Source organism: Altererythrobacter sp. CAU 1644 (assembly GCF_029623755.1).
GTDB classification, from domain to species: domain Bacteria; phylum Pseudomonadota; class Alphaproteobacteria; order Sphingomonadales; family Sphingomonadaceae; genus Erythrobacter; species Erythrobacter arenosus.
Genome location: NZ_CP121106.1, coordinates 2,495,399 through 2,520,391, shown reverse-complemented (window position 1 = coordinate 2,520,391; position 24,993 = coordinate 2,495,399). Strand labels below are relative to the sequence as shown.

Below are 24,993 nucleotides of genomic sequence, written 5' to 3'. Positions count from 1 at the left end.
GAGACCTTCTTCGCCGGAAGAGGAGTTCACAATGCCAGCATTCGATCTGATCATTCGCGGCGGTACCATCGTCGATGGGACCGGCGAGCAGCGGTTCACCGGCGACATTGCAGTGAAGGACGGGCTGATCGCGCAGGTCGGTGAAGTCGCGGGCGATGCCGCCGAGGAAATCGATGCCAGCGATCTGGTCGTCACTCCGGGCTTCGTCGATGTGCACACGCATTACGACGGGCAGGCAACCTGGGACCAGGAAATGGCTCCTTCGAGCTGGCACGGCGTCACAACGGTCGTGATGGGCAATTGCGGCGTTGGTTTTGCCCCGGCCAAGCCCGACAAGCACGAGTGGTTGATCGGCCTGATGGAAGGCGTGGAGGATATTCCCGGCACGGCGCTGGCCGAAGGAATGAATTGGGACTGGGAAACATTTCCCGAATATCTCGACGCGCTCGAGAAGCTGCCGCGGACCGTCGACGTCGGCACCCATGTGCCGCATGGCGCGGTGCGCGCCTACGTCCTCGGCGATCGCGAGCGGCCCGGCGCCATACCGACCGAGGATGATATCGCCGCGATGGGGCGCATCGTCGAAGAAGGCGTGCGCGCGGGAGCGTTGGGTTTCTCGACCTCGCGCACCGTGCTCCACCGCGACATCGATGGCGAAGTGGTGCCGGGCACCACGGCCACCGCGGAAGAGCTGGTCGAGATCGGACGCGCGATGGGCCGCGCAGGCCACGGCGTGTTCGAAATGGCGAGCGACATGCGGCGCGAGTGGGACGAATTCGGCTGGATGGGCAAGATGAGCCGCGAGACCGGCCTCCCCGTCACCTTCGCCGCGCTCCAGTCGATTGCCAAGGAATTGCCGCTCGAAGAACAGATTTCCTCGATGCGCGCGGAGAACGACAATGGTGCCAACATCGTTGCGCAGATCGCGCTGCGCGGCAACGGGATCGTCATGGCGTGGCAAGGAACGGTGCATCCCTTCCGGCTCAAACCCGCGTGGAAGGAGATCGAGGAACTCACTTGGGAAGAGCAGAAAACGAAGCTCCTTGATCCCGAGTTCAAGGCGCGAATGCTGGCCGAGCAGCACGATTTCTCCGAGGTCAACCAGGACATCATGGGCCTTGTGATGGTCGTCTGCGGCGGCTGGAACATGCAGTACGAAATGGACCCCGACTTCAACTACGAACCGACCGCAGAGGAGAGCATTCTCGCGCGCGCGGCGGCGGTTGGCATGTCGGGCGATGAATATGCCTATGACCTGCTGTGCCGCGACGATTGCAAGGGGTTCATCTACCTCCCGATCCTCAATTACGCGGACGGTAATCTCGACTTCCTGATGGATCTCCAGCAGTCGGACGACACGGTGAATTCGCTGTCCGACGGCGGCGCACACTGCGGCACGATCTGCGACGCCGCCTCGCCCACGTTCATGCTCCAGCACTGGGTCCGCGACCGTACGCGCGGTACCATAAGCCTCGAGAACGCGATCAAGCGCCAGTGCAACGATACGGCGCGGCTTTATGGTCTGGAGGATCGCGGGATCATCGCCCCGGGCTATCTCGCCGACCTCAATGTCATCGACATGGATGCGATCAAGCTGGGCAAGCCCTGGCTTGCCTTCGATCTCCCAGCGGGCGGCAAGCGACTGTTGCAGAAGGCAGACGGCTACGTCGCAACCATCAAGAATGGCACCGTGACCTTCCGCCAAGGCGAGTGGACCGGTGCAACTCCTGGCGGCCTGATCCGCGGGCCACAGCGCGTCGAAATGGCCGAGGCGGCGGAGTAGCCTGGTGACAGTCAGCTATCGTCGCGACGGTCCGGTCGCGATCGTCACGATCGAACGGCCGGAGCGGCGTAACGCGGTGGACCGCAATACTGCCGAGGCGCTGTTCGACGCATTCGAGCGGTTCGATGCCGAGGAGGATGCATCGGTAGCGATCCTCACCGGCGCCGGCGGCGCGTTCTGCGCCGGGGCGGACCTCAAGGCGATCTCCGAAGGCGACGGCAATGGGGTTTCCGAAACCGGCCGCGCGCCCATGGGGCCAAGCCGGATGCGGCTAACGAAGCCCGTGATTGCAGCAATCGAAGGTCATGCCGTCGCCGGCGGAATGGAACTTGCGCTGTGGTGCGACCTGCGCGTCATGGCCGAAGATGCGATCATGGGCATTTTCTGCCGCCGCTTCGGCGTCCCGCTGGTCGACATGGGGACGATCCGCTTGCCACGGCTGATCGGTCATTCGCGCGCCATGGACTTGATGCTGACCGGTCGTCCGGTGGATGCAGAAGAAGCGCTCGCCATTGGACTCGCCAATCGCCTCGCCCCGCCGGGTCTGGCGCTCGACCATGCCATTGCGCTTGCCAAGGAAATCGCCGCATTCCCCCAAACCTGCCTACGGGGTGATCTTCGTTCGGCGCGCGAGCAATGGTCGCTCACCGAGGAAGAGGCGATCGTCAACGAGATCCGGATCGGCCAGCAGACCATCGCCAGCGGCGAAACCCGCACCGGCGCCACGCGCTTTCGCGATGGCACCGGGCGTCACGGAGCGTTCTCTTAAGGTTCGATCACGATCCCTCGCGCCGGATCGACCGTCCCGCCGACCATCTCGACGAACACGTCGCGCGCAGCCTCGAGACCCGCGTTCCGCTCGATCTGGACCGAACCTTCGACCGTGCGCAGGAAGTCCTGCCACGCCGATGCCATCATCTCGGCTGCTTTCTGCGGGCCGTACTCCTTGAAGAATGCAACGATGTGGTCGGGCGCGAAAAACAGGGTCGGAGTCGGTCCGGGCAAGTCCTGCGCCGAGCCGGCAGGTCCGCGGCGATCGTCGATATGGGTCACCCCGACCAGGCAGGAATATTTCAGACTGTCGCCGAGGTGCTGGTGGATCTGCGCCAGCAGCCCGCCATTGCCGGAAAAATCGACCGAGACGCTGGGTAGCCGGTCGAGGCTTTCGACGTCGCCATAGGCCAGGACGTCGTCGTAGAGGCCGGTGCCCTTCACGAATTCGACATTCCCCGCGGAGGTGAGCCCGATGCGCCTGACCTCGGGTGAGTTCTGCCTCGCCGAACTCGCCAGACCCATCGCGGTTTTCGATGATGCGCTGGTCAGGATCACACGTTCAGCCCCGAACCAGTCGTTCGAGCGCATGAAATAGTCGATCATGTAACCGGTCTTGAACAGCGGGCCGTAGATCATGCGCTCGGCCTCGCGCGCCGGATCGTGTTCGGGATCGGCAGCGAGGCGCGAATACTGGTTGTAGATCGGGGGCAGCGGCTGGCGATGCGCAGTCATGTCGACAAAGCCGTGCGTCGAAACCTTGCCCGGGACCACATCGAGGTGGCTCGCCATCGGCAAGTAGCCATAGACGCGTTCGCCCACCTCGATGTCAGGGCAGTTGCTCTCGATCACCTTGGCATGGCCCCACATGGGCACGATGCCCTGGCCTTCCGGCGCGGGGAAGAAGTTCCAATAGCCGACCATTTCGCCGACCACAGCGTAAGTGACGTTGTTCGAGGTGACGGAGAAACTTTCGACCGCGAGCCTCACCGCGCCATCTGCCAGGGGCCCGGCATCGACCTCCGCGAGTTCAGCCTGATCGAGCTGGTTTCGGGCGACGTGAACTTGAGTGGTCATGGGCGGGTCTCCTTTTGAAACCTGCCTAGCCTATTGCGGCTCGCTTTCCCAGCGCGTCGCTCGAATGCTGCCTCGCTGCTCGGTTATTGCCATCCATGCCGAAAGTTGCGGACATTGCGCGATCCCTGCCCCGCCCTGCGGCGTCAGCTGAACGCCGCGCAGGACGCAGTAGAGAAAGACATCGGCGAGGTCGAACGCACCAGTCGTCCATGCTCCGTCAACCGCGATCTCGGCATCGCAAAAGGCGAGCGCCCGCGAGATATTGGGCAGCGCACGGTCGATCCGCTCCCGGTCGATCGGCATTCCCGCGAAACGATGCATGATCCACGGCATTACCAGCCCGTGTTCGAACAGCGGGAAGAGATAGTTGTTCGCGATCGCAACCCAGCGATCCATCGCCGCTCTTCTACCGGGGTCGTCCGGCTGGAGCGCACCGCGATTGTGCGCATTGTCGAGATACTGGACGATGCTGACGCTCTCGTAGAGCTCAAGACCGTCAACCTCCACCACCGGCACCTTGCCGAATGGATGACGGTTCTCCGGAGAGGGGGCAGCGGTAGCGATGGTCTCATGGCTGAGACCCGCCTCCTCGCAGGTGATCTGAACGATCCGCGTATAGGTCGAAATGACCGTGCCGAAGATGCGAACTTCGGCCGACACGCGATCAGACGCGCATCGGCATCAGCACATAGAGCGCCGGGCTCTTGTCGTCCTTGCGGATCAGCGTCGGCGCACCGGCATCGGCCAGATGCAGTTCGACCGTGTCGCTATCGATCTGGCTGAGGATGTCCTTGAGATAATTGGCATTGAAGCCAATCTCGAACGCATCGGCGCCATAATCGGCTGCGATTTCCTCGGCTGCCGTGCCATTGTCTGGCGACGTGACCGACAGCGTGACCTTGTCCGCCTCGAGCCCCATCTTGACCGCGCGGGTCTTCTCCGTGGCGATGGTCGCGACGCGATCGACGCCCTCGTAGAAGCTTTTCGGGTCAAGCTTGAGCAGCTTGTCGTTTCCGGTCGGGATAACGCGGCTGTAGTCCGGGAAAGTCCCGTCGATCAGCTTGCTTGTAAGCACCACCCCACCCTCGCCGCCGAGCGTGAAGCGAATCTTGCTTGCCGACAGGTCGACCTGGACATTGCCGTCGAGCGATTCTTCCAGCAGCTTGCGCAGCTCGGCCACGGCCTTCCGCGGCACGATGACATCGGGCATGCCTTCGGCACCCTCGGGACGCTTGAGCGTGAAGCGCGCGAGACGGTGGCCGTCGGTCGCCGCAGCCTTGAGCACCGGCTCGTCGTCATCGGTGACATGCAGGAAGATGCCGTTGAGGTAGTACCGAGTTTCCTCGGTCGAGATCGCGAACCGCGTCCGGTCGATCATCTCGGCCAGCGTCTTGGCCGGGACTTCGAAGCTCGTCGGGAGGTCGCCCTCGACGATCACCGGGAAATCGTCACGCGGCAGCGTCGGGAGCGAGAAGCGGCTGCGCCCGGCCTTCACCGCCATGCGGTTGTCAGCGGTCTCAAGGCTCACCTGGCTGCCTTCGGGCAGCTTGCGCGCAATGTCGAACAGGAGGTGTGCCGACACGGTAATCGCACCCGGGCTTTCGACCGAAGCGGCCGCCATGTTCTCGACCACCTGCAGATCGAGGTCGGTCGCCATGACCTTGAGCGTTCCGCCATCGCTGGCGTCGATCAGCACGTTGGAGAGAATCGGGATGGTGTTGCGGCGCTCCACCACCGATTGAACGTGAGAGAGACAACGCAGCAGCGTCGCGCGTTCGATTGTGGCCTTCATCTCTACCTTCTCATGCCTGTTTGGCTTCTGTCCCACCGGACGCCGCGTGGCCGGAATCGCCCCTCAGCGCCGGATATCTGTCAACAGACCTTAGCGTGGCTGGCTATCGCAGCAAGTTCACTCGGCGCAGGAGCCGGATTCCTTGGGGAAAAAGAGCGAAAATTCGCTCTTTGTCAGCCGAGCATAGCCATCCCGCCATTCACGTGCATGGTTTCGCCGGTGATGTAGCCCGCTTCGCGGCTCGCCAGGAAGGCAACGGCAGCGCCGATATCCTCACCCTCGCCCATCCGGCCCATCGGGATGCGGCTGTTGAGCGCTTCCTTCTGTGCGTCGGGTAACTGGTCGGTCATCGCCGTGCGAATGAAGCCGGGCGCGACGCAATTGGCAGTAATGCCGCGGCTGGCGACTTCCTGCGCGAAGCTCTTGGTCATGCCGACGAGCCCGGCCTTGGCCGCCGCATAGTTCATCTGGCCGGGATTGCCGGTCGCACCAACGACGCTGGTGATGGTGATGATCCGGCCGAAACGGTTCTTCATCATCGGGCGCGCCGAAGCGCGCATGAGGCGGAAGGCTGCCTCCAGGTTGATGCGGATCACATCGTCCCATTCCTCGTCCTTCATCCGCATGGCGAGGTTGTCGCGGGTGATGCCGGCATTGTTGACGAGGATGTCGATCCCGCCAAGCGTATCGACGGTCGCCGGGATCAGCTCCTCGACCTGCGTTGTGTCGGACAGGTTGCAGGTGATCTCGACGTGGCCGCCTTCATCGTGCTTGTAGTTGTCGTTCAGCTCCTCGCGGAATGCGCGCAGCTTGGCAGCGTTCGAGCCCGAGATTGCGAGGCGTGCGCCCTGCGAAGCGAGCGCATGACAGATGGCCGAACCGATCCCACCGCTCGCGCCGGTGACCAGCGCGTTCATTCCCTTGAGGCTAAACATCAGCCGATCTCCTTGGCGAAAGCTTCGATTTCTTCGATCGTGATGAGGCTGGCAGTTGCCGCCTCCTTATCGATGCGGCCGACCATCGGACCGAGCACCTTGCCCCCCAGTTCGACGAACTGCTCAACGCCATCGTTGCGCATCGCCAGCACGCTCTCGCGCCAGCGAACGCGGCCCGTGACCTGTTCGACCAGCAGCTGCTGTTCCTCGGCAGGGTCGATGACCCTTGCGGCCGTGACATTGGCATAGACCGGGAGCGCGAACTGGCCCGGAGCGGTCGCCGCCAGCGCTTCGGCCATGCGATCGGCGGCGGGCTGCATCAGCGAGCAGTGGAACGGCGCCGACACCGGCAGCAGGATGCCGCGCTTGATGCCGTGATCCTTGACCAGTTCGACCGCACGTTCGATCGCTGCCCGGTGGCCCGAAATGACGACCTGGGTTGGATCATTGTCGTTGGCGACCTCGCACACATCGCCCTGCGCGGCGGCTTCAGCCAGTGCCTGCGCCTTGTCGATATCCGCGCCGAGCAGCGCCGCCATCGCGCCCTCGCCGACCGGGACTGCGGCCTGCATCGCCTGCCCGCGCAGCTTAAGAAGCCGCGCAGTGTCGGCGAGCGAGAACGCGCTGACCGCACACAGCGCCGAATATTCGCCGAGCGAGTGCCCCGCAACACAACCGCCCTTGTCTGCCAGCGAAACGCCGAAATCCTTTTCCAGCACGCGCAAGGTCGCAATGGCATTGGCCATGATCGCCGGCTGGGCATTCTCGGTCAGCGTGAGCTGGTCTTCCGGACCGTCGCGCATGATCGCGGACAGCTTCTGCGACAGCGCCTCGTCTACTTCTTCGAAAACTTCACGCGCAGCAGCGCTCGCATCGGCCAGTTCGGCGCCCATGCCGACCTTCTGGCTGCCCTGCCCCGGAAAAATGAAAGCTCGCATCAATGTCTCCTCGATTGGCCTGGGCCAATTGGGGCGCGGTTAGCCAGCGGTCGAAGGGCTGGCAAGGCCGAAGGGTACGATCCTGTTGGCAGCGGTATGCCCGATTTCGGCGCGACCGAGATAGGGAAATCCGGCTCGGTTGCACCAGAACTTGGCGATCGCTTCGACCGATTGGCCGAACTCGCGATCGTTCTCTGGTACATCGGTCACCGATCCCAGCCGCAGCCCGGCAATCCGGGGAAGCGTATTGGCGAGATGGAAGAACAGCCGGTCGACCGAATAGTCATGCTCGCTGACCTCCTCGACCATCACGATATGCCCCGAGAGGTCGGGCATCAGCGGCGTGTTGGTGATCATCGCCAGCGTGATGAGGTTGAAGGCCACAGCCGGGGTCTTGCCATCGAGGCTCGGTTCCAATCCGCTGCCATCGCCCGAGAACCAGCGCAGCACCCGGCGCACCGCCTCGCGCCCGCGTTCGCTGCGCGCGCTCACGGGCATCGATCCGTGGACCGGCTGGCCGATCCCGTTGCGATAGAGCGCCGCAAGCAGATAACCCATGTCGGAAAAGCCGACATAGGTCTTGGCCCGCGCCGCCGCGTTCATGCGCGAGATTGCCGCCTCGGCGATCCGGTTCGAGCCATAGCCGCCCTTGGCGAACCATACGGCGTCATAATCGGGGTTGTTGGCCAGCTCGACCAGCGCTTCGAGCCGCTGGAGATCGGTACCGGCAAAATGGCCCGCGCTCCTGAAACACTGATCGTGGAAAAAGATCGTATGCTCGGGAAATTCGTCCGCCACCAATCGCTCGGCAGCTTCGGCATGCTCGCGCGTAATCGGCGTCGCGGGGGCGCATACGGCAATCCGTGTCATATGTGCTCACTAGCCGCCTTGCGCGCCACAGCACAACTCAATACCGAGCGCGCATGAGTGAATTCCCCACCTATGACGAATTGCTAACCCGACCGTTCTTCTTTTGCGGGATCGGCGGTTCGGGCATGTTGCCGCTGGCGCAGATCCTCAAGGGTCGCGGCGTCGAGATTTCGGGATCGGATCGCAGCTTCGACCAGGGCCGCACGCCCGAGAAATTCACCTCGCTGGAACGGCAGGGTTATGTGCTGCACCCGCAGGATGGCAGCGGCATCGCCTCGCAGGAGCAGATCCTGGTTGCCTCCGCCGCGGTGGAGGACACCGTGCCCGAGATGGTGCGCGCCAAGGAACTGGGCAATCTCAAGCTCACGCGCGCCGAACTCAATTCGATCCTTTTCAACACCAGCGGCGCGGGCCTCGCGGTCGCCGGGACGAGCGGCAAGTCCACCGTCACCGCCATGCTCGGTTGGATCATGCATTATGCCGGACGCGAACCGACGATAATGAACGGCGCGGTGATGAAGAACTTCGTCACGCCGGAGCGGCCTTATGCCAGCGCAGTCGTGGGCGGCCGCAGCATCTATGTCAGCGAAGTCGATGAAAGCGACGGCTCGATCGCGCTCTACCGTCCTGCGGTCGGCGTGCTGCTCAACGTCAGCCTCGATCACAAGAGCATGGAAGAACTACGCGTGCTGTTCGGCGACTATCTCAAGCGCAGCCGCATTGCCGCAATCAACGCCGACGACGGCGAGGCGCTCGCGCTGCTGCCGCGCGCCAAGGAGGTCGTGACCTTCGGCATCGAACAGGAAAAGGCCCAGATCGGGATCGTCGCGGGCAGCATCGCCAATGGGCCGATCCGCCAGGCCGCAGCCGTGATCGATCGCCACGATGGCAGTGAACACGCGCTGGTGCTCGGCATGCCGGGGCGCCACAATCTATCGAATGCGCTGGCTGCGATCTCTGGGGCAGCCAGCGCCGGCGTGCCGGTGGCGCTGGCCGTCGAGGCGCTCGCGAGTTTTGCGGGCCTCGCGCGCCGTTTCGATATCATCGGCACTTCGCCCGATGGCGTGACCGTGATCGACGATTTCGGCCACAATCCCGAGAAATGCGCCGCGACCCTGCGCACGCTCAAGAGTACGCCAGGGCGCGTGATCGCGTTCTTCCAGCCACATGGCTACGGCCCGCTCAAGCAGATGGGGCACGAACTGGCCGAGACCTTCGCGCGCGAACTCGATGCCGACGATATCACGGTGATGTGCGACCCGGTCTACTTCGGCGGAACGGTCGATCGCAGCGAAGGCACCGAACGGATCATCGCGATGATCGAGGAGCATGGCGGCAAGGCCGAGCATATCCCGGCGCGCGAGGATTGCGGCGCGCGTATGGTCGAAGTGGCGCAGCCCGGCGACCGGATCGTGGTGATGGGCGCCCGCGACGACACGCTGACCGCCTTCGCAAAATCGATATTGGAGCAAATCTCCGCACGCGGCTAAGCCGTGATCCATGCACTCACGCGATTTCTCCCTCGACACCATGCTGCGCGCCAATGCGCTGCGGCTGGCTGAGCGAGAAGCGAGCGTGGATGGCGCCCAGCGCCTGACATGGGGCGAACTCGATGCGCGCGTCGAAAACCTCGCGCGCTGGCTGCTCACCAAAGGCATCGCACCCGGTGACCGGGTCGCGCTGCTGCTCACCGACGGCGCGCCCTTCGTCACCACTCTGCTTGCATGCGGGCGCATCGGCGCGATTGCGGTGCTGCTCAACTGGCGCCTCGCGCCCGGCGAAATCGGCTGGATCATGGGCAATGCCGAGCCGAGACTGACCTTTGCCAACCCCCGCTTCGAAGCGCTGCTCGGCGAAAGCGAGCCCGGCGAAACAGTGCTGGTCGATGAGGGGCACGATCCTGAAGGCGCGTTCGAGGCGATTGTTTTGGTCGCCCAGCCGCCGCAAGACGCCCCAAAGCTCGCTCCCGAGCGCCCGCTCTACATGATGTACACCAGCGGCACGACCGGGCGGCCCAAGGGGTGCCTGCAGGCGGGCAGCGCGGTTGCGACCTCGGCACTGGGCATGTGTACGCGGCGCGGGTGGACGCAACGGGAACGCCTGCTCTCGGTCAATCCGCTGTTCCATGTGGTGGGCATGCAGCAAATCGCCGCGATGGTGGCATGCGGCGGCACGATGATATTTGCAGGTCGCGATGATGACGCGGCAGCCATGCTCGACCTGCTCCACCGCGAACAATGCACCACTACCAGCGCGTTCCCGCAGATCCTGCTGCCCTGGCGCGCATTGGAGCCGGTGCGCGAGGGCGTCATGCCGCTCACCGATTACACCGGCGGCGCCGGACCGGGGTTTGTACCCTTGTACGAGTTCATCGAGCAGGAGTGGGATGCGCGTGTCGTTGGCGGATACGGGCAGACCGAGATCTGCGGTTTCGCGACGGCGATCGATTACCCCGACATGTGCGCGCACCCGCGCTCGATCGGCTGGGCGATGCCGCATGTCGAATTCGCCATTCTCGATCCCGAAGGAAACCGGCTTGCCCCCGGTGAGGAAGGCGAAATCTGCATGCGCGGCCCCACGGTCATGCTCGGTTACTGGCGCAATGAGGAAGCGACCGAAGCGGCTTTAGGGCACGGCTGGCTGCGCAGCGGCGACCTCGGCACCATGGACGAGAAGGGTCTGGTCTACCTGCTCGGCCGCGCCAAGGAGCTGATCAAGACCGGCGGCGAGAATGTCTATCCGGCCGAGGTCGACGCAGTGTTCGCGCAGATGCCCGAAGTGGCCGATGCCGGATGCTGCGGAGTTCGCGACGCGCAATGGGGCGAAGCGGTGAAGGCCTTCGTGGTGCTCAAACCGGGGATGGAGCTGACCCGCGAGGAAATCACCGCGCGCTTCAAGAGCCAGATCGCCGGGTACAAGCGGCCCCGCTACATCGAATTTGTCGACCAGCTTCCGCGCGACATGCTCGGCAAGTTGCAGCGACTGGAATTGTCGCAACGCCCGGTCACGCCCGACCAGGCAGCCTAACGACCAGCTTCCTCCAGCGCCTTTAGCCCGGCTTCTTCGCGCGCTACCGCGCGTTTGAAGGCGTCGCGCCCCTTGAGCCGCTCGCGATAGACCTTGAGGCTATCTGGCACGCCTTCATCCAGCCCGACATTTTCGGACAGCACCAATGCATAGCCGCAGCAGATGTCCGCCACGGTAAAGCGGTCGGCGCACAGAAATTCGCGAGTCTCGAGCCGCTGCTCGAGCTTCACCAGGCGTTTCCAGAACCACTTGGCATAGGCATGCCCGGCTTCCTCGAGCCCCTTGTCCTTTTCAAACAGCACGAACCGCATGAACACGGTCTGCGGAAAGGTGATGGTGGCGTCGGCGTGATAGGTAAAGTCGCAATAGGCGGCGTAATCCGGCTCGCCCGGGGCGACAACCAAAGGGGACGGCCCGTCCTTGGACGCCAGGTAGTGCGCGATCGCGCAGCTCTCGGTCATCCTGGCTTCGCCATCGATTAGCATGGGTATCGTCCCGAGCGGATTGATCTCCTTGTACTCGGGCACGAGATAACGCGGCGGGAACGGCAGAACCTTCAGATCGATGTTGACGCCCGCTTCTTCGGCCGCCCAGGTCGCACGCAGACCGCGCGAGCGCGCGCAGGTGTAGAGGACCGGCGTGGCGGTCACTCAGTGCGCCTCGGCATGCGGGTCGAACTTGAAGACATGGTGCAGCACGAAGACGATGATCGCGCCCAGCACCAGGCCGAATATGGCTGAAAGCCCAGCATAGGTGAGCCAGCCGAGGATGCCCGACAGCGCGCCGGTCGCTTCCTCAACTGCATGCTGGAGGCCGTGCGCCAGTTCGGCCGGCGCATGCAGCCCCAGTTCTTCGAGACCGTGGAGAATGATGCCTCCGCCGACCCACAGCATGGCAATGGTCCCGATGAACGACAGCGCCACCAGCAGGCGCGGCATCAGGTGAAGCAGGAAGGCGCCGAACTTCTTGGCGAAACCGTTTTCCCGCTCGGCGAGGTGGAGCCCCACGTCATCCATCTTCACGATCAACGCCACGGCGCCATAGACGATCACAGTGATGGCAATGCCGACGGCGGCCAGCGCGGCGGCGCGAACCCAGAAGCTGTCGGTTATCGTCGCGATTTCGTTGAGCGAAATCGCCATGATCTCGGCCGACAGGATGAGGTCGGTGCGGATCGCGCCGTTGACGCGCTGCTGCTCGAACTTCGCCGGGTCCTCGATCACATCGCCCAGCGTCTTGCCGTGCTTGGGCTCGCCCAGCTTCTCCATCACCTTTTCCGCCCCTTCGTAGGAGAGGTAGGCACCGCCCAGCATCAGCAGGAAAATGATCGCCTGTGGCAGGAACCAGCTAAGCGCGAGCGCGCCCGGTAGCAGGATCAGAAGCTTGTTCTTCAGGCTGCCCTTGGTGATTTTCCAGATGATCGGCAGTTCGCGCGAGGGATCGAGGCCGGTCACATAGCTCGGCGTCACCGCCGCATCGTCGATCACCACCCCCGCTGCCTTGGTTCCCGCCTTGCCCGCGGCGACGCTCACATCGTCGATCGAGGCCGCGGCGACCCGCGCAATCATGGAAATATCATCGAGCAGTGCAACCAATCCACCGGGCAAGCTTCTTCTCCTGTTGGGCTTTGTCTGCCAACGAACCCCTGCCCGCACCGTTCCGGCGAAACAAGCCCAAGAGTCGCCTTGCATTCCGCGGCAAAACCGCTATGTGCGCGCCTTCCCTGCGGCGGAACCGCTGCCACGGGGGTGTGAAGAAAGCCGGAGGGGCCCCTGCACGCTGCAGGATCAGCCAACGATCGGCCCGAAGTGAAAGGAAGCGAGATGGCTCTTTACGAGCATGTCTTTCTCGCGCGTCAGGATCTGAGCCAAGCTCAGGTCGATGCGCTGGCGGCTACGGCCACCGAAATCGTCGAAGCTAACAATGGCAAGGTTACCAAGACCGAGACCTGGGGTCTCAAGTCGCTTGCCTACAAGATCGACCGCAACCGCAAGGCGCATTTCGTGATGCTCAACATCGACGCCCCCGGCGCGGTGGTCGAGGAACTCGAACGCCAGACCCGCATCAACGAAGATGTTATCCGCTACATGACCATCCGCGTGGATGAGCATGAAGAAGGCCCTTCGGTGATGATGCGCAAGAACGAACGCGACCGTAAGCGTCGCTCTGACCGTGAGGAGCGCGACTGATGGCCCGCCCGTTTTTCCGCCGCCGCAAGTCCTGCCCGTTCGCTGGCAAGAATGCGCCCAAGATCGATTACAAAGACGTCCGTCTGCTGCAGGGATTCATGTCCGAGCGTGGCAAGATCGTGCCGTCGCGTATCACCGCAGTTTCCGCAAAGAAGCAGCGCGAGCTGGCCAAGGCCATCAAGCGTGCCCGCCAGATCGGCCTGCTTCCCTACGTCGTGAAGTAAGGGGAGAGTAGACATGGATATCATTCTCCTCGAACGCATCGAGAAGCTCGGCACCATTGGTGACGTCGTTACCGTCAAGGACGGCTACGCTCGCAACTTCCTCCTTCCGCAGAAGAAGGCCCTGCGCGCCAACGAAGCCAACAAGAAGGTTTTCGAAGCCAACCGCGACCGCCTCGAAAAGGAAAACGCCGAACGTCGTGGCGAAGCCGAAAAGCTCGGCGAAAAGGTTGCCGGTGCAGAGATCGTCCTGATCCGCGCTTCGTCGAACGCCGGCCAGCTCTACGGCTCGGTCAACGTTCGCGATATCGTCGCCGGTCTCAATGACCAGGGCCACGCTATCGACAAGAAGCAGATCGTGATGGGCCACCCCATCAAGACCATCGGCATGCACGACGTGACCGTTGCCCTCCACCCCGAGGTGCACGTAACCGTCAAGGCCAACGTCGCCCGTTCGGACGACGAAGCTGAATTGCAGAGCCAGGGTGTCGACGTTCTCGCGCAGATGTTCGAAGACGAGCAGAAGGAAATCGAGGAACAGGCCGAAGCCAACCGCATCGCGCCGAACCTCGAGCCGGGTGAAATCCCCGCCGAACTGCTTGAAGAGCGCGCCGAAGACGCTGCTGCCGACGAGGCGAGCGACGACGACGCCTGATCGGCCATTGCCGAACGGAAATTAGGAAGGGGCGCGGCCATGGCGGTCGCGCCCTTTTTCTTTGTGCCGACTCCCTCGCTCGCGAGGTTGAAATGTCATGAAAAGGCGTTAGACGCCGGTCATGCAGACCTTTTCCGAAATCTTCGACGAAATAACCCGAGTATACGACCTCGCCGTAGCGACCCTGCGCGAGGATATCATGGCCTACGCCAAAGACGGAACCATCCCTCCGCAGCGCAAGCGCACCGATGGCAGCTACGCCTATCCCGAACTGAGGCTTCATTTCGAAGGCGAAGGCAATCCTTCAGACCGTAGCCGCGCATTCGGCCGGCTCGAGCAGCAGGGGACCTACTCGACCACCATCACCCGTCCATCACTGTTCTCCGGCTATCTCGAGGAACAGATCGAGCTGATCATGCAGGATTACGACGTACGGCTGGAAGTCGTGCCTTCGCGCCAGGAAATCCCCTTCCCCTATGTGCTGGACGGCGAAGCAGGCGCTGCCATGGTCGGTATCGCGCCTCAGGAACTGGCCAAGCACTTTCCCTCGACCGACCTCGCCCTGATCGGAGACGAACTGGCAGACGGTGCCGAGGTCGAGGAGCCCGATCACGAATTGCCGCTGTCGCTCTTCGATGGACTGCGCACCGACTATTCGCTGGCTCGCCTCGCGCACTACACCGGCACCCAGACCGAAGACTTCCAACACTTCATCCTGTTCACGAACTATCACCGCTATGTCGATGAATTCGTTGATTGGGCGGCGCAGCAGATCGGCAGCGATGGCTATACCGGTCTGACCGGAGCGGGCGGTTTGGATATCCGCGCTACTACCGGAAATGCGCGCGACCAGCTCTCCGACACGGCATGGCGCAAGCACCAGATGCCCGCCTATCACCTCATGCGCAACGACAAGAGCGGCATCACGCTGGTCAACATCGGCGTCGGTCCCTCCAACGCCAAGACGATCTGCGATCATCTGGCGGTGCTGCGCCCCCATAGCTGGCTGATGATCGGACATTGCGGCGGCTTGCGATCGAGCCAGCGGATCGGCGATTTCGTGCTCGCTCACGCCTATCTGCGCGACGACCACGTGCTCGACAGCGTGCTTCCGCCCGAAATTCCCATTCCTCCGATCGCGGAAGTCCAGCAGGCGCTGGCCGGCGCGGCCGAGGCGGTCTCGGGCACGCAGGGCGCGAACCTCAAGCAACGCATGCGTACCGGCACGGTTGTCACCACTGACGACCGCAACTGGGAATTGCTCTACTCGAACAGCGCCAAGCGCTTCTCGCAGAGCCGCGCCATCGCCATCGAGATGGAGAGCGCGACCATCGCCGCGCAGGGATATCGCTTCCGTGTTCCCTATGGCACGCTGCTCTGCGTCAGCGACAAGCCGCTCCATGGCGAGATCAAGCTGCCGGGCCAGGCCAACCAGTTCTATGAGGAGGCCATCGCGGCCCACCTCCAGATGGGGATCGTGGCCTGCAAGAAGCTGCGCGACGAAGGCGATCGGCTCCATTCACGCAAGCTGCGCGCATTCAATGAGCCGCCGTTCCGGTGAGTGGCGCGCCCAACCGCTCGCGCTCGATCGCTGGCCGCGTGGCCATCGTCACCGGAGCTGCAAGCGGAATGGGGCGAGCAACCGCGAAGCTATTCGCCGCCGAAGGCGCAAAGGTCGCCGTGACCGATCTCGATCAGGCGGCCTGCGAGGCGGTGGCGGCCGAATGCGGCGATGGCGCGCGTGCCTACGCGCTCGACGTATCGGACCATGATGCGATCAAGCGCGTGGTTGCGCGGATCGCCGAGGATTTCGGCGGGATCGACATTCTCGTGAACAACGCTGGCGTTTCGAGCTTCTGGTCGTTGGATGACGACGGATATGATGAGGTGTGGGATCGAGCGCTTTCCGTCATGCTGACCGCGCAGCAACGGATGGTGCGCGCTGCCCTGCCCCATCTGCGCAAGAGCGATGCCGCCCGCATCGTCAATATCGCCTCGACCGAGGGGCTCGGCGCGACACCAGGCGATACGCCCTATGTGGCCGCCAAGACCGGTGTGACCGGGCTGACCCGCGGGCTCGCGGTCGATCTCGGACCGGAGGGCATCACGGTGAACTGCATCTGCCCCGGCCCGATCCGCACCGCGATGACCGACAAAGTCCCCGAAGAACACAAGACAGTATTCGCCAAGCGTCGCACGGCGCTGAAGCGCTATGGCGAGCCGGAAGAGGTCGCGCACATCACTCTGTCATTGGTGCTTCCCGCCGCGAGTTACATCACCGGCGCGGTAATCCCAGTGGACGGCGGGCTGATGGCGCGGAATGCGTGAGCCGACCTCCACGTGGCTCGAGAATATAGTCCACGAATAGCGTGACGTTCTGCTGCATCTCGCCCACCTCGACTGCTGAGAGGGCAGAAACATTCATGACCGCCGCCGGCGATGGCGGAGGAGGCGGTGGGGGCGCCATACGATTGGCCCGGGTTATGATCGGCTGGTAGTAAGATCCACCTGCGCGCTCGCTGATGCGGTGGACCTTGACGATCTTCATGCCGAATGCATCCGCATAGGCCTTAGCCTGCTCGCCAGCCTTTTTGACTGCGTCCGCGCGTGCTTCGACAGTCGCGGCGTCATAATCGGCCAGCGAAAAATTCGGGCCGAAAGCATTGTTGGCGCCCGCGTCGAACATGACCGTCAGCAACTCGGCCGATTTGCGTACATCTCTGACGGTAACCGACATCGAGTTGGTAGCCTGATAACCGGTGATTTCCGGCGGCTGGCCGTCACGTCCACTGTAGTTGAATTGGGGATTGAGCGAGAGGTTCTGGGTCTGGATGTCACGCGGGTCGACCCCGGCCTTGCGTAGGGCGTCGACGACCTTGTTCATTGCTACCGCATTGGCATTCACCGCTTCACGCGAACTGGTCGCGAAAGTGATGACCCCGCCATTCAGAATCGCGCGGTCGGGCGATACAAAGGCTTCCCCGGTCGCCTGCACTTCCAGCAAAGTCTGGTTTGGGGCGAGTTCGAGCTGCTGGGCCGCGGCAAGGCCGGGCGCAGTCAAGGTGAAAAGCGAAGCAGCAAGGATTAGGCGCATAGTGAAGGTCCTGCATTGATAATGCAAAACCAATGCCGTTACAGAGCTTTAGCTCCCGTGAACGGCAAATTTTACCCCTTGCCCTTAGTCTTGGTCTTCCCGGCCTTGGCGTTGTCCTCGATGAACTTGATGATCATTCCGGCGACGTCCTTGCCGGTGGCCTTTTCGATCCCCTCAAGACCAGGTGAGGAATTGACCTCCATAATCACCGGCCCGTGGTTCGATCGCAGCATGTCGACACCGCACACGTTGAGGCCCATGCGGTTGGCCGCGCGAACGGCGGTCGAGCGTTCTTCCGGGGTGATCTTGATCACCTGAGCGCTGCCGCCGCGGTGGAGGTTCGAACGGAAGTCGTCCGCCGCACCGGTACGCTGCATGGCGGCGACCACCTTGCCGCCGACCACCAGCGCACGGATATCGGTGCCGCCCGCTTCCTTGATGAATTCCTGCACCAGGATGTTGACGTTGGCGCCGCGGAACGCCTCGATCACCGACTTGGCGGAGGACATGGTTTCGGCCAGCACCACGCCGATGCCCTGCGTCCCCTCGAGCAGCTTGATCACGACCGGCGGGCCTTTTACCGCCTTGATGATTTCTTCCGCCTGCTTCGGGTCGTTGGCATAGGCGGTGAGCGGCAGGCCCAGCCCGTGCTTGGCCAGGATCTGCATGCTGCGCAGCTTGTCGCGGCTGCGGCCGATCGCGACGCTTTCGTTGAGCGGCCACACCCCGCCCATCTCGAACTGGCGTAATACCGCGAGGCCGTAGTTGGTGATCGACGCACCGATACGCGGGATCACAGCGTCATATCCGGCCAATGTCGCACCATTGTAGGTCAGCGTCGGCCGGTGGCTGGCGATGTTCACCGTGCAGCGCAGCGTGTTGAGGATATCGAGCGTATGGCCCCGCGCCTCCGCTGCCTCGACCATGCGCCGGTGCGAATACAGATTCGGATTTCGCGCCAACATGGCGATTTTCATGTCTTGTGTCCTTTGACGGGGTCGCGGCCGGGGCTCTGCAACCAGGAATGGCCGGAATCGACAACAAATCGGCGCCTTAGCGACGATCGGCCAATTAGCATCGGAAATTTCATGTCGCTACGGTCGGCAAGGCTGATTTCCGCACGGAAACTGAGGCTGCCGATCTTGAGTGGGGTCTTGATGACGTAGCGTCTTTGCGTTTCCCCGTTAGAGCTCGTTATCCCGCGCATGTCGACATGCACCGCCTCGCACAATTGGCGAACCTTCTGCTGGGGGAAGTCGACCGCAAACCGGATGTATTTCTGTCCTTCGCGTTCGAACTCCTCGATCACCGATCCATGCAGCGAAGAAGTGCGCGCGCCGGTGTCGATCTTGGCCGGGATGTTGGCAAGGCCGAGTTGGGGCAGATGGACGATCTCGCGCCAGCCGACGATCGCGAGCGGCTTCGTTTCGCTCATTCGAGGATGGCCATGCCGTCGCCGCCCTCGCCGGTCTTGAGCCGGCGCAGGACCTTGCCACTGACGTAGTCGATCTCGGCCACCGTATCGCTTTGCGTCTCGGCAGCATAGATCCGCTCGCCATCGTCGGACCACAGGATCGTCACCTGGATGCGCGCCTCGGCCTGTTCCGGACTCGAAACCGCAATGGTGCGAATGGCTCCCGCAGTGGCGAGGTCGATCACCGTCAATGATCCGTCGGCCAGGTTTGAGGTGACAGCCACATCTCCCTGCGGGCGGATCGCCAGCCGAAGCGGAAACCGGCCGGTCGGGATTTCGCCTTGCACTTCGAGCGTTTCCGGATCGAGCTTGAACGCCTTGTCCGAACCGCGCGCCGAAACCCACAGCGTCTCCCCGTCGGGCGACAGATCGATCCCTTCCGGCTCGGTTCCGATTTCGACCGAGCGCGCGGGACCGAAGGTCTGAAGGTCAAGGCGCGTGACCGTTCCCGAACCCATATCGACCGTCCAGGCCGTCTCGTTGTCGGGCGCGACGGCGACCATGTGGCTGCCTCGCTTGCCCGTCTTGTACTCGCGCATTTGCGATGTCGCCCGCAACGGGCTCTCGATCACGAAAATCGACTGCCTACCTTCCGCCGTTGCCACCAAAGCTCCACCCCAGTGGATCCCATGCGGTCGTGCATCAGGCCCAAGGTCGAGGCGGTTGACCCGGGAGAGATCAGCGGTCGCGAAAATCTCGACGCTGGTCTCTCCGTAACAGGCAAGCGCCACGTGCTGGCCGTCGGGGGACACCGCCAACTCGTGCGGGTTGGCGCAGCTATCGACGCGCTTCACCTCTTCACCGCTGGCAAGATCGATCTTCGAGAGGCTGTTGCCGCGTTTGTTGGCGACGAACAGATATTGTCCCTCAAGCTGCGGCGCCTCCGCCGCCGGCGCATCGTCCTCCCCTATCGCAGCCGGGCTGCAGGCGAGGAGCGAAAATGCGCCAACGGGGGCAAGCAGCCTGATCATCACATCACCACCCCTGCGGCTTGCCCTGGTTCTGCTCTTCGAGCCAATCCATCAGCGGCGCGAAGTATTCGACCATCGCCTTGCCGCTCATCTGCCGCTCGCCAGTGAAGGCTTCGAGCGCGTCGGGCCAGGGCTTGCTGGCGCCCATCTCGAGCATGGCGTTGAGGTTCTTGCCGACTTCCTCATTGCCATAGAAGCTGCAGCGGTGGAGCGGCCCTTCCCAACCGGCCTGGTCGCAGGCGGCCTTGTAGAACTGGAACTGCAGGATCCGCGCGAGGAAATAGCGCGTGTAGGGGACGTTGCCCGGCACGTGGTACTTCGCACCCGGATCGAAAGCGTCGGGGCCGCGCGGCACCGGCGGGACGATGCCCTGGTACTGGTAACGCAGCGAGGTCCACTGCTCGTTGTAGTCGGTCGGCGCGACCGATCCGTCGAACAGGCTCCAGCGATAACGGTCGACCAGCAGTCCGAACGGCAGGAAGGCCACCTTGTCCATCGCCTCGCGCAGCAGCAGGCCGATGTCCTTGTCGGCGCTCGGCACGTCCTTGCGATCGAGCATGTCGATCTGGACCAGGTACTCAGGCGTGATCGAGAGCGAGATCATGTCGCCGATCGCCTCGTGGAAACCGTCGTTGGCGCCGTTGAGGTGTAGATAGTCTTGCTGGTTGTAGGCGCGCTGGTAGTAGTTGTGGCCGAGCTCGTGGTGGATCACCTTGAAGTCGTCGGCATTGCGCTTGATGCACATCTTGATCCGCAGGTCGTCGACATTGTCGAGATCCCAGGCGCTGGCGTGGCAGACGACCTCGCGATCCTGCGGCTTGGTGAACTGGCTACGCTCCCAGAACGTTTCGGGCAGCGGCGCAAACCCCATCGACGAGAAGAACTGTTCGCCGACCTTCACCATCTCGCGCTCGTCATAGCCCTTTTCGACGATCAGCTCCGTCAGATCGTAGCCGATGTCGCCTGCTCCCTTGGGCGCCACGAGCGGATAGATATTGCCCCACTCCTGCGCCCACATGTTGCCGAGCAGGTCAGCGCGGATCGGGCCCGTGGCAGGTTGCACGGCATCGCCATACTTCTCGTTGAGCTTCGAGCGAACATAGGTGTGAAGCGCGACGTACAGCGGCTTCACTTCCTGCCACATGCGTTCGGTCTCGGCGGCGAACTGGTCGGGGTCCATATCGTAGTTCGAACGCCACATTGCGCCGAGATCGGCGAAGCCCAGCTCCTTGGCGCCGTCATTGGCGATGGCGATCATGCGCGCATAATCGTCCTTCATCGGCGCGCCGACATTGTCGTGCCAGCTGACCCACATTTCCGACAATTCCTGGGGCGTACGTTCGAGATTGCCCATCTCCGCCTCGGCATCGACGCCGGGGATCGACTGGCCGTTGAGCGTCGCCTGACCTTTGCCGTAGGCGGAGCCGAGCTTGGTCGACAGTTCGGCCAGTTCGGCGGCAGCCCCGTCGCGGACAGGAGCGGGCATGACGATCCCGTTGCGCAGGATGTCGAGCTTGCGCGCCACCTCGGGATCGAGCCCTGCGACGCGGGCATACCTGGCTGCCTCATTGGCGTAGGCGACCGACTTTTCCGTCGAGATGGCACCGTATTTCGACGCCAGCCAATCGCTGTCGTAGTTGATGTAGGTTGAATTGATCCACTGCACCCGGGCGTATTCTTCCGAGAAACCGAGCAGGTCCTTCTCGACCATCGCCACCCAGTCGGCTGCGCCCTGCGGCGTCAGCGGATAGGGATCGACCTCCCCCGCCTCGATGGCGGCAGTGCTCTCGACATCGGGAGCGGGCGTTGTGGCGCAAGCGGCGAGCGAAGTGGCAAGCGCAGAGGTGCCCAGAACGCGGGCAAAACTAGCGAATTTCATCAGTGCGATCCTCTCAAGATGGCAATTGGTTTCGTTGGCAACCGGTTTGAACGTGCCGCGCGCGGGAATCAAGCCGGGTGGGCAGTCATTCGACGAACGGCGGGACGAAAACGTAACGCCCGAGAAGCCGTCTGGAGTCCTACTGCGTGGATGTGAGCCACGCGGCGATCTCGTCACCCATTTCGGGCTTTGTGGCGCTCATCAGATGGTTGCCTGGGGTCTCGACATAGATTGCGTCGGGCAGCAGGGCAGTGAGTTCCTGCGCCGAGCCATTGTCACGGTCCTCCTCCCCGCACACGACCAGCACCGGCATGGTGACATTCTCGAGCATGGCGAGGTCGAGATCGGGCATGGTATCGAGCAGCAGCCGCGCTGCAACCCGGTCCACCCCCTGCGACTTGAGGAACTGGCGCGAGTAATAGGCCGGATCGTCGCTGGTGATGGTGTCGAATTCGTCGATCACGCGTTTGAAATGCGCCGAGCGCTTGTTCCACTCCCCGAGCCCGGCAGTCCCCATCCCGCCGACGATCAAGCGTTCGGGGGTGAGCACGCCATGCGCGACCGCATGGAGCGATGTGCGCGCACCAAGCGAAAATCCGCCCAGCGTGTACTCCGCCAGCCCGAGGTGCTCGATCAGCGCGACCACATCGCGGACCAGCACGTTTTGCGGATAGGCCGCCGGATCCCGCGGGCTTTCGCTTTGGCCATGCACGCGGAAGTCGAGCATGATTGCCTCGAACCCGGCATCGGCGATCTTTGCGGCATGGCCCCACTTGATCCAGTTCATGTCGGAGCTGGAGAACAGGCCGTGCAGCAGTACCACTGGGGGACCGGAGCCGATTCGAAGAATTGCGAGCTGCGTACCGTCAAACGATCGGAAACGCTCGGACGTGATCTCGCTCACTCGGGCACGCTCCCGGTGGCGTCGATCCACATCTGGTTGAGCTTCTCGTAATCGGTGATCTTCTTGCGCGGCAGGTTGGACGTGTCGACCCAGGCTTCGTGGATCTTTTCGGAAGCGAAGTGCCAGTGCGGCTCGATGCCGTACGGCTCATCGAGGCTGCCGACGGTGATATCCATCCCCTCGCTGTCGTTGAACGCAAAACCCAGCGGCGTGCCGCAATTCGAACAGAACGGTCGCCTGGCAATCGGCGAGCTTGCATACCAGTCGGGGCCGGATTCCCAGGCGATGTCCGCCTTCTGCAGACCGATGAAAGCGATCGACACCCCTCCGGTCGCGCGCTGGCACATGCGGCAGTGGCACAGATAGGCCTGCGCGGGATCGATGGTCGCGCGATAGCGCACCTTGCCGCACTGGCAGCCGCCGGTCTTTTCGATCGCCTCGGTCATCGCGCAGTCAGCCCCTTCTGCTCCATCCGCCACTTGGCCATCTCGATCCGGTCCTGCCCGAAGAAAGGTTCGCCCTCGAACACCAGTGTCGGCACACCCCAGTGGCCGGCGGCGGCGAGCGCATCCTGGTTGGTGGATATTTCGGCGTCGAGCTCTTCAGCCTCGGCCTCGATCGCTGCATCGAGTTCGGCCAGATCGAGACCTGCGCGCGCCACCGCGCCTGCCAGATGATCGCCCTCGTGCCAGTCATCGACCTCGCCCGACCAGATGATCTTCGAGACCTCGTCAGCAAGAGCGATCCCTTTGCCCTGCCGCTGCGCCGCCTGGCCCATGCGGGTGAGGCGATAGATGTACGGCTGGTCCTCGGACACCTTGCGCGTCATCATGTCCTGCACGACCGGGTCGGGGCGCGGCCAGCGATAGGGAATGCCAAGCATCTGGGCCGAGCGCGCCGCATCGATGAAGATGTACCGGCCTTGCAGCGCATTGGTGAACAGGATGTCCGGATCGCGAATGGCGATCGGATAGACCGGCCGCAAGGCGATATCGACGTCATTGGTTTCGGTCAGCCGACGATAACGCCCGATGGCGAGATAGCTGTAAGGCGAACGGAAGCTGAAATAGAGGTCTGCGGTCAGGGTCATGCGCTGCATATTCCATAAGCCCGTCGACAAGCGCAAGCTGCAGTCCGATAACGGACGCTCGGATGCCAATCATTTTGCAGGAGGACAGGTTGTCGACAAGCAAGCGAACCGGACAATGCCTTTGCGGAGCAGTGAAGCTCGAAGCGCTGGAGGCGAGCAATGAAGTGGGCGCGTGCCATTGCTCGATGTGCCGGGGCTGGAGCGGCGGCCCGTTCATCGAGGTGGATTGCGGGACGTTCGTCGAATTCACGGGCCAGGATTCGATCAGCGTATACGATTCATCGCCATGGGCTGAGCGCGGCTTCTGCAGCAATTGCGGCACGCATCTGTTCTATCGGATCAAGCAGACCGGCCAGACGATCGTTCCGGTAGGGATCTTCCCGGCCGATGATGCGCTGACATTCAAGCGGCAGGTCTTCATCGACGAGAAGCCGCACTATTATTCGTTCGCCGAAGAAACGCAGGACCTCACTGGCGAGCAAGTCTTTGCCATGTTTGGCGGAGGCGACTAGCGCGGCCGCCCCGCCGTGTAATGCTCGTCAGGCAGCCTGCCAGCGAAGCGACATGCAGGAGAGGCCGGCGTCGATCTTGCCGATTTCGGAGACCGGCAGCGCCTGGGTTTTAACACCCAGCGCCTCGACCAGTTCGCGCGCTTTGGGGAAGCCCTCGCCGATCAAGACCGTGCCGCGGACCCGGAGAAGGTTCGCGGCCGCCGCTTCATTGGCGGGAATCACCACGCGGCGCAGCGATCCGAACATCTCTTGATCGTCGAGTTCGGCGATCACTGCGACGGTTTCCTCGTCGATCAGCCCGCAGCCGGTCTTGAAATGGAGCACGCCGGGCGGCGTGGTCACCACCCTGCCGCTAAGGCCCAGCACGGCGAGCGCAGCGATGAGCGCCTTCGCTCCGTCCGCGTCGGTGCGCGCGGAGAGGCCAATCAGCACTTCGTCGGGCGTGGTGAGGATATCTCCACCGTCGACATGCCCTTCGGCAAGCGTCAGTACGCGCTCGAAGCGCCGCTCGAGCTCGGGCGCGATCTCCGCCACCTCGCCCGCCCGCGTCGGCGCGCCGGGATTGAGCAGGATAGCGCCCTCGCCAAACACCAGCGCCGGGTCCTCGACAAAGATCGAATCGGGAAAGGATTCGAGCGGCGGCAGCACCTCGACCTCGAGCCCAAGTTCACGCAGCGCCCCGGCATAGGCCGCATGCTCGCGCGCTACGTCATCATAGGCCGGCCCGTCGTGATCACCGTCGCGCAGGCCATCGGTCACCGATGTTGCCGGTTTCCGCAGCAGCGCGTTGGTGAAATCGAAAAAGCCCAAG

General features: G+C 63.2%; 27 protein-coding genes. 10 read left to right on the top strand and 17 right to left on the bottom strand.

Annotated elements, in window-relative coordinates; translation table 11 throughout:
- The first annotated feature begins 31 nt into the window (after window positions 1-31).
- Window positions 32-1,783: an N-acyl-D-amino-acid deacylase family protein gene (locus tag P7228_RS12555; RefSeq protein ID WP_278015579.1), complete on the top strand. Its 1,752-nt coding sequence runs from the start codon at window positions 32-34 to the stop codon at window positions 1,781-1,783.
- A 4-nt stretch (window positions 1,784-1,787) separates the two neighbouring features.
- Window positions 1,788-2,552 carry a crotonase/enoyl-CoA hydratase family protein gene (locus P7228_RS12550; protein ID WP_278015578.1) on the top strand — a complete coding sequence of 255 codons (765 nt, stop codon included), beginning with the start codon at window positions 1,788-1,790 and terminating at the stop codon, window positions 2,550-2,552.
- On the opposite strand, the gene P7228_RS12545 is transcribed toward P7228_RS12550, so the two are convergent.
- From P7228_RS12545 to P7228_RS12520, 6 genes are all read right to left on the bottom strand, one after another.
- Window positions 2,549-3,631, bottom strand: coding sequence for a DUF2855 family protein (locus P7228_RS12545; protein ID WP_278015577.1), 1,083 nt, complete (start codon window positions 3,629-3,631; stop codon window positions 2,549-2,551). The two genes, P7228_RS12550 and P7228_RS12545, sit on opposite strands and share 4 nt — an antisense overlap.
- A gap of 30 nt (window positions 3,632-3,661) precedes the next feature.
- The gene (locus P7228_RS12540) at window positions 3,662-4,291 is read right to left on the bottom strand and encodes a glutathione S-transferase family protein (protein WP_278015576.1); all 630 of its coding nucleotides are present in this window, start codon (window positions 4,289-4,291) and stop codon (window positions 3,662-3,664) included.
- A gap of 4 nt (window positions 4,292-4,295) precedes the next feature.
- Window positions 4,296-5,423: a DNA polymerase III subunit beta gene (gene dnaN, locus P7228_RS12535; RefSeq protein WP_278015575.1), complete on the bottom strand. Its 1,128-nt coding sequence runs from the start codon at window positions 5,421-5,423 to the stop codon at window positions 4,296-4,298.
- Between the two features lie 173 nt (window positions 5,424-5,596).
- A complete protein-coding gene (fabG, locus tag P7228_RS12530; protein WP_278015574.1) occupies window positions 5,597-6,358 on the bottom strand; it encodes a 3-oxoacyl-[acyl-carrier-protein] reductase in 762 nt (253 codons plus the stop codon).
- Complete coding sequence (gene fabD, locus P7228_RS12525; protein ID WP_278015573.1) at window positions 6,358-7,296, bottom strand: ACP S-malonyltransferase; 939 nt, start codon at window positions 7,294-7,296, stop codon at window positions 6,358-6,360. Before fabD ends, fabG begins: the two co-directional genes overlap by 1 nt.
- A gap of 39 nt (window positions 7,297-7,335) precedes the next feature.
- Complete coding sequence (locus P7228_RS12520; RefSeq protein WP_278015572.1) at window positions 7,336-8,166, bottom strand: LD-carboxypeptidase; 831 nt, start codon at window positions 8,164-8,166, stop codon at window positions 7,336-7,338.
- A gap of 53 nt (window positions 8,167-8,219) precedes the next feature.
- Here P7228_RS12520 and P7228_RS12515 point away from each other — a divergent pair, with 53 nt between their 5' ends.
- Both P7228_RS12515 and P7228_RS12510 read left to right on the top strand, forming a co-directional pair.
- Entirely contained in the window at window positions 8,220-9,656 is a 1,437-nt protein-coding gene (locus P7228_RS12515; protein ID WP_278015571.1) for a glutamate ligase domain-containing protein, read from the top strand.
- A 10-nt stretch (window positions 9,657-9,666) separates the two neighbouring features.
- The gene (locus P7228_RS12510) at window positions 9,667-11,193 is read left to right on the top strand and encodes a class I adenylate-forming enzyme family protein (protein WP_278015570.1); all 1,527 of its coding nucleotides are present in this window, start codon (window positions 9,667-9,669) and stop codon (window positions 11,191-11,193) included.
- On the opposite strand, the gene P7228_RS12505 is transcribed toward P7228_RS12510, so the two are convergent.
- Window positions 11,190-11,843: a glutathione S-transferase family protein gene (locus P7228_RS12505; RefSeq protein WP_278015569.1), complete on the bottom strand. Its 654-nt coding sequence runs from the start codon at window positions 11,841-11,843 to the stop codon at window positions 11,190-11,192. The genes P7228_RS12510 and P7228_RS12505 overlap by 4 nt on opposite strands.
- On the bottom strand, window positions 11,844-12,800 hold the full coding sequence (locus P7228_RS12500) for a DUF808 domain-containing protein (RefSeq protein WP_278015568.1): 957 nt from the start codon (window positions 12,798-12,800) through the stop codon (window positions 11,844-11,846).
- 216 nt (window positions 12,801-13,016) lie between these two features.
- On the opposite strand from P7228_RS12500, the gene rpsF reads away from it, so the two are divergent.
- From rpsF to P7228_RS12475, 5 genes are all read left to right on the top strand, one after another.
- Complete coding sequence (gene rpsF, locus P7228_RS12495; protein ID WP_278015567.1) at window positions 13,017-13,382, top strand: 30S ribosomal protein S6; 366 nt, start codon at window positions 13,017-13,019, stop codon at window positions 13,380-13,382.
- The gene (rpsR, locus tag P7228_RS12490) at window positions 13,382-13,606 is read left to right on the top strand and encodes a 30S ribosomal protein S18 (protein WP_278015566.1); all 225 of its coding nucleotides are present in this window, start codon (window positions 13,382-13,384) and stop codon (window positions 13,604-13,606) included. Before rpsF ends, rpsR begins: the two co-directional genes overlap by 1 nt.
- A gap of 13 nt (window positions 13,607-13,619) precedes the next feature.
- Window positions 13,620-14,258, top strand: coding sequence for a 50S ribosomal protein L9 (rplI, locus tag P7228_RS12485; RefSeq protein WP_278015565.1), 639 nt, complete (start codon window positions 13,620-13,622; stop codon window positions 14,256-14,258).
- 121 nt (window positions 14,259-14,379) lie between these two features.
- Window positions 14,380-15,819 carry an AMP nucleosidase gene (locus P7228_RS12480; protein ID WP_278015564.1) on the top strand — a complete coding sequence of 480 codons (1,440 nt, stop codon included), beginning with the start codon at window positions 14,380-14,382 and terminating at the stop codon, window positions 15,817-15,819.
- Window positions 15,816-16,586 (top strand): SDR family NAD(P)-dependent oxidoreductase, encoded by a 771-nt coding sequence (locus P7228_RS12475; protein ID WP_278015563.1) that lies wholly within the window; start codon window positions 15,816-15,818, stop codon window positions 16,584-16,586. The genes P7228_RS12480 and P7228_RS12475 overlap by 4 nt, the downstream gene beginning before the upstream one ends.
- On the opposite strand, the gene P7228_RS12470 is transcribed toward P7228_RS12475, so the two are convergent.
- The 8 genes from P7228_RS12470 to P7228_RS12435 all read right to left on the bottom strand — a co-directional run bounded on the left by P7228_RS12470 (window position 16,534) and on the right by P7228_RS12435 (window position 23,670).
- A complete protein-coding gene (locus P7228_RS12470; RefSeq protein WP_278015562.1) occupies window positions 16,534-17,352 on the bottom strand; it encodes an SIMPL domain-containing protein in 819 nt (272 codons plus the stop codon). The two genes, P7228_RS12475 and P7228_RS12470, sit on opposite strands and share 53 nt — an antisense overlap.
- A gap of 71 nt (window positions 17,353-17,423) precedes the next feature.
- Window positions 17,424-18,329 (bottom strand): 30S ribosomal protein S6--L-glutamate ligase, encoded by a 906-nt coding sequence (rimK, locus tag P7228_RS12465; protein ID WP_278015561.1) that lies wholly within the window; start codon window positions 18,327-18,329, stop codon window positions 17,424-17,426.
- Window positions 18,326-18,787, bottom strand: a complete 462-nt coding sequence (locus tag P7228_RS12460) for an ATP-dependent zinc protease family protein (RefSeq protein WP_278015560.1) — start codon at window positions 18,785-18,787, stop codon at window positions 18,326-18,328. Before P7228_RS12460 ends, rimK begins: the two co-directional genes overlap by 4 nt.
- Window positions 18,784-19,797: a YncE family protein gene (locus P7228_RS12455; protein WP_278015559.1), complete on the bottom strand. Its 1,014-nt coding sequence runs from the start codon at window positions 19,795-19,797 to the stop codon at window positions 18,784-18,786. Before P7228_RS12455 ends, P7228_RS12460 begins: the two co-directional genes overlap by 4 nt.
- Window positions 19,798-19,801: 4 nt before the next feature.
- A complete protein-coding gene (locus P7228_RS12450; protein ID WP_278015558.1) occupies window positions 19,802-21,676 on the bottom strand; it encodes a M2 family metallopeptidase in 1,875 nt (624 codons plus the stop codon).
- 139 nt (window positions 21,677-21,815) lie between these two features.
- Entirely contained in the window at window positions 21,816-22,580 is a 765-nt protein-coding gene (locus P7228_RS12445; RefSeq protein ID WP_430732473.1) for an alpha/beta fold hydrolase, read from the bottom strand.
- Window positions 22,577-23,026: a GFA family protein gene (locus tag P7228_RS12440; RefSeq protein WP_278015557.1), complete on the bottom strand. Its 450-nt coding sequence runs from the start codon at window positions 23,024-23,026 to the stop codon at window positions 22,577-22,579. The genes P7228_RS12445 and P7228_RS12440 overlap by 4 nt, the downstream gene beginning before the upstream one ends.
- On the bottom strand, window positions 23,023-23,670 hold the full coding sequence (locus tag P7228_RS12435) for a 2-hydroxychromene-2-carboxylate isomerase (protein WP_278015556.1): 648 nt from the start codon (window positions 23,668-23,670) through the stop codon (window positions 23,023-23,025). Before P7228_RS12435 ends, P7228_RS12440 begins: the two co-directional genes overlap by 4 nt.
- A gap of 62 nt (window positions 23,671-23,732) precedes the next feature.
- Between P7228_RS12435 and P7228_RS12430 the strand changes: the two genes are divergently transcribed.
- Complete coding sequence (locus tag P7228_RS12430) at window positions 23,733-24,182, top strand: GFA family protein (protein ID WP_488350063.1); 450 nt, start codon at window positions 23,733-23,735, stop codon at window positions 24,180-24,182.
- Between the two features lie 27 nt (window positions 24,183-24,209).
- Here P7228_RS12430 and P7228_RS12425 read toward each other — a convergent pair whose 3' ends face one another.
- Window positions 24,210-24,992 carry an arginine deiminase family protein gene (locus P7228_RS12425; RefSeq protein ID WP_278015554.1) on the bottom strand — a complete coding sequence of 261 codons (783 nt, stop codon included), beginning with the start codon at window positions 24,990-24,992 and terminating at the stop codon, window positions 24,210-24,212.
- Window position 24,993: the final 1 nt, after the last annotated feature.

Coding starts and splice junctions, on each gene's coding strand:
- P7228_RS12435 (WP_278015556.1), bottom strand. CDS start 23,670: ATGACCCTGACCGCAGACCTCTATTTCAGCTTCCGTTCGCCTTACAGC.
- P7228_RS12520 (WP_278015572.1), bottom strand. CDS start 8,166: ATGACACGGATTGCCGTATGCGCCCCCGCGACGCCGATTACGCGCGAG.
- rpsF (WP_278015567.1), top strand. CDS start 13,017: ATGGCTCTTTACGAGCATGTCTTTCTCGCGCGTCAGGATCTGAGCCAA.
- P7228_RS12455 (WP_278015559.1), bottom strand. CDS start 19,797: ATGATCAGGCTGCTTGCCCCCGTTGGCGCATTTTCGCTCCTCGCCTGC.
- rpsR (WP_278015566.1), top strand. CDS start 13,382: ATGGCCCGCCCGTTTTTCCGCCGCCGCAAGTCCTGCCCGTTCGCTGGC.
- rplI (WP_278015565.1), top strand. CDS start 13,620: ATGGATATCATTCTCCTCGAACGCATCGAGAAGCTCGGCACCATTGGT.
- P7228_RS12515 (WP_278015571.1), top strand. CDS start 8,220: ATGAGTGAATTCCCCACCTATGACGAATTGCTAACCCGACCGTTCTTC.
- P7228_RS12460 (WP_278015560.1), bottom strand. CDS start 18,787: ATGAGCGAAACGAAGCCGCTCGCGATCGTCGGCTGGCGCGAGATCGTC.
- P7228_RS12555 (WP_278015579.1), top strand. CDS start 32: ATGCCAGCATTCGATCTGATCATTCGCGGCGGTACCATCGTCGATGGG.
- fabG (WP_278015574.1), bottom strand. CDS start 6,358: ATGTTTAGCCTCAAGGGAATGAACGCGCTGGTCACCGGCGCGAGCGGT.
- P7228_RS12510 (WP_278015570.1), top strand. CDS start 9,667: ATGCACTCACGCGATTTCTCCCTCGACACCATGCTGCGCGCCAATGCG.
- P7228_RS12480 (WP_278015564.1), top strand. CDS start 14,380: ATGCAGACCTTTTCCGAAATCTTCGACGAAATAACCCGAGTATACGAC.
- P7228_RS12430 (WP_488350063.1), top strand. CDS start 23,733: ATGCCAATCATTTTGCAGGAGGACAGGTTGTCGACAAGCAAGCGAACC.
- P7228_RS12450 (WP_278015558.1), bottom strand. CDS start 21,676: ATGAAATTCGCTAGTTTTGCCCGCGTTCTGGGCACCTCTGCGCTTGCC.
- P7228_RS12440 (WP_278015557.1), bottom strand. CDS start 23,026: ATGACCGAGGCGATCGAAAAGACCGGCGGCTGCCAGTGCGGCAAGGTG.
- P7228_RS12545 (WP_278015577.1), bottom strand. CDS start 3,631: ATGACCACTCAAGTTCACGTCGCCCGAAACCAGCTCGATCAGGCTGAA.
- fabD (WP_278015573.1), bottom strand. CDS start 7,296: ATGCGAGCTTTCATTTTTCCGGGGCAGGGCAGCCAGAAGGTCGGCATG.
- dnaN (WP_278015575.1), bottom strand. CDS start 5,423: ATGAAGGCCACAATCGAACGCGCGACGCTGCTGCGTTGTCTCTCTCAC.
- P7228_RS12470 (WP_278015562.1), bottom strand. CDS start 17,352: ATGCGCCTAATCCTTGCTGCTTCGCTTTTCACCTTGACTGCGCCCGGC.
- rimK (WP_278015561.1), bottom strand. CDS start 18,329: ATGAAAATCGCCATGTTGGCGCGAAATCCGAATCTGTATTCGCACCGG.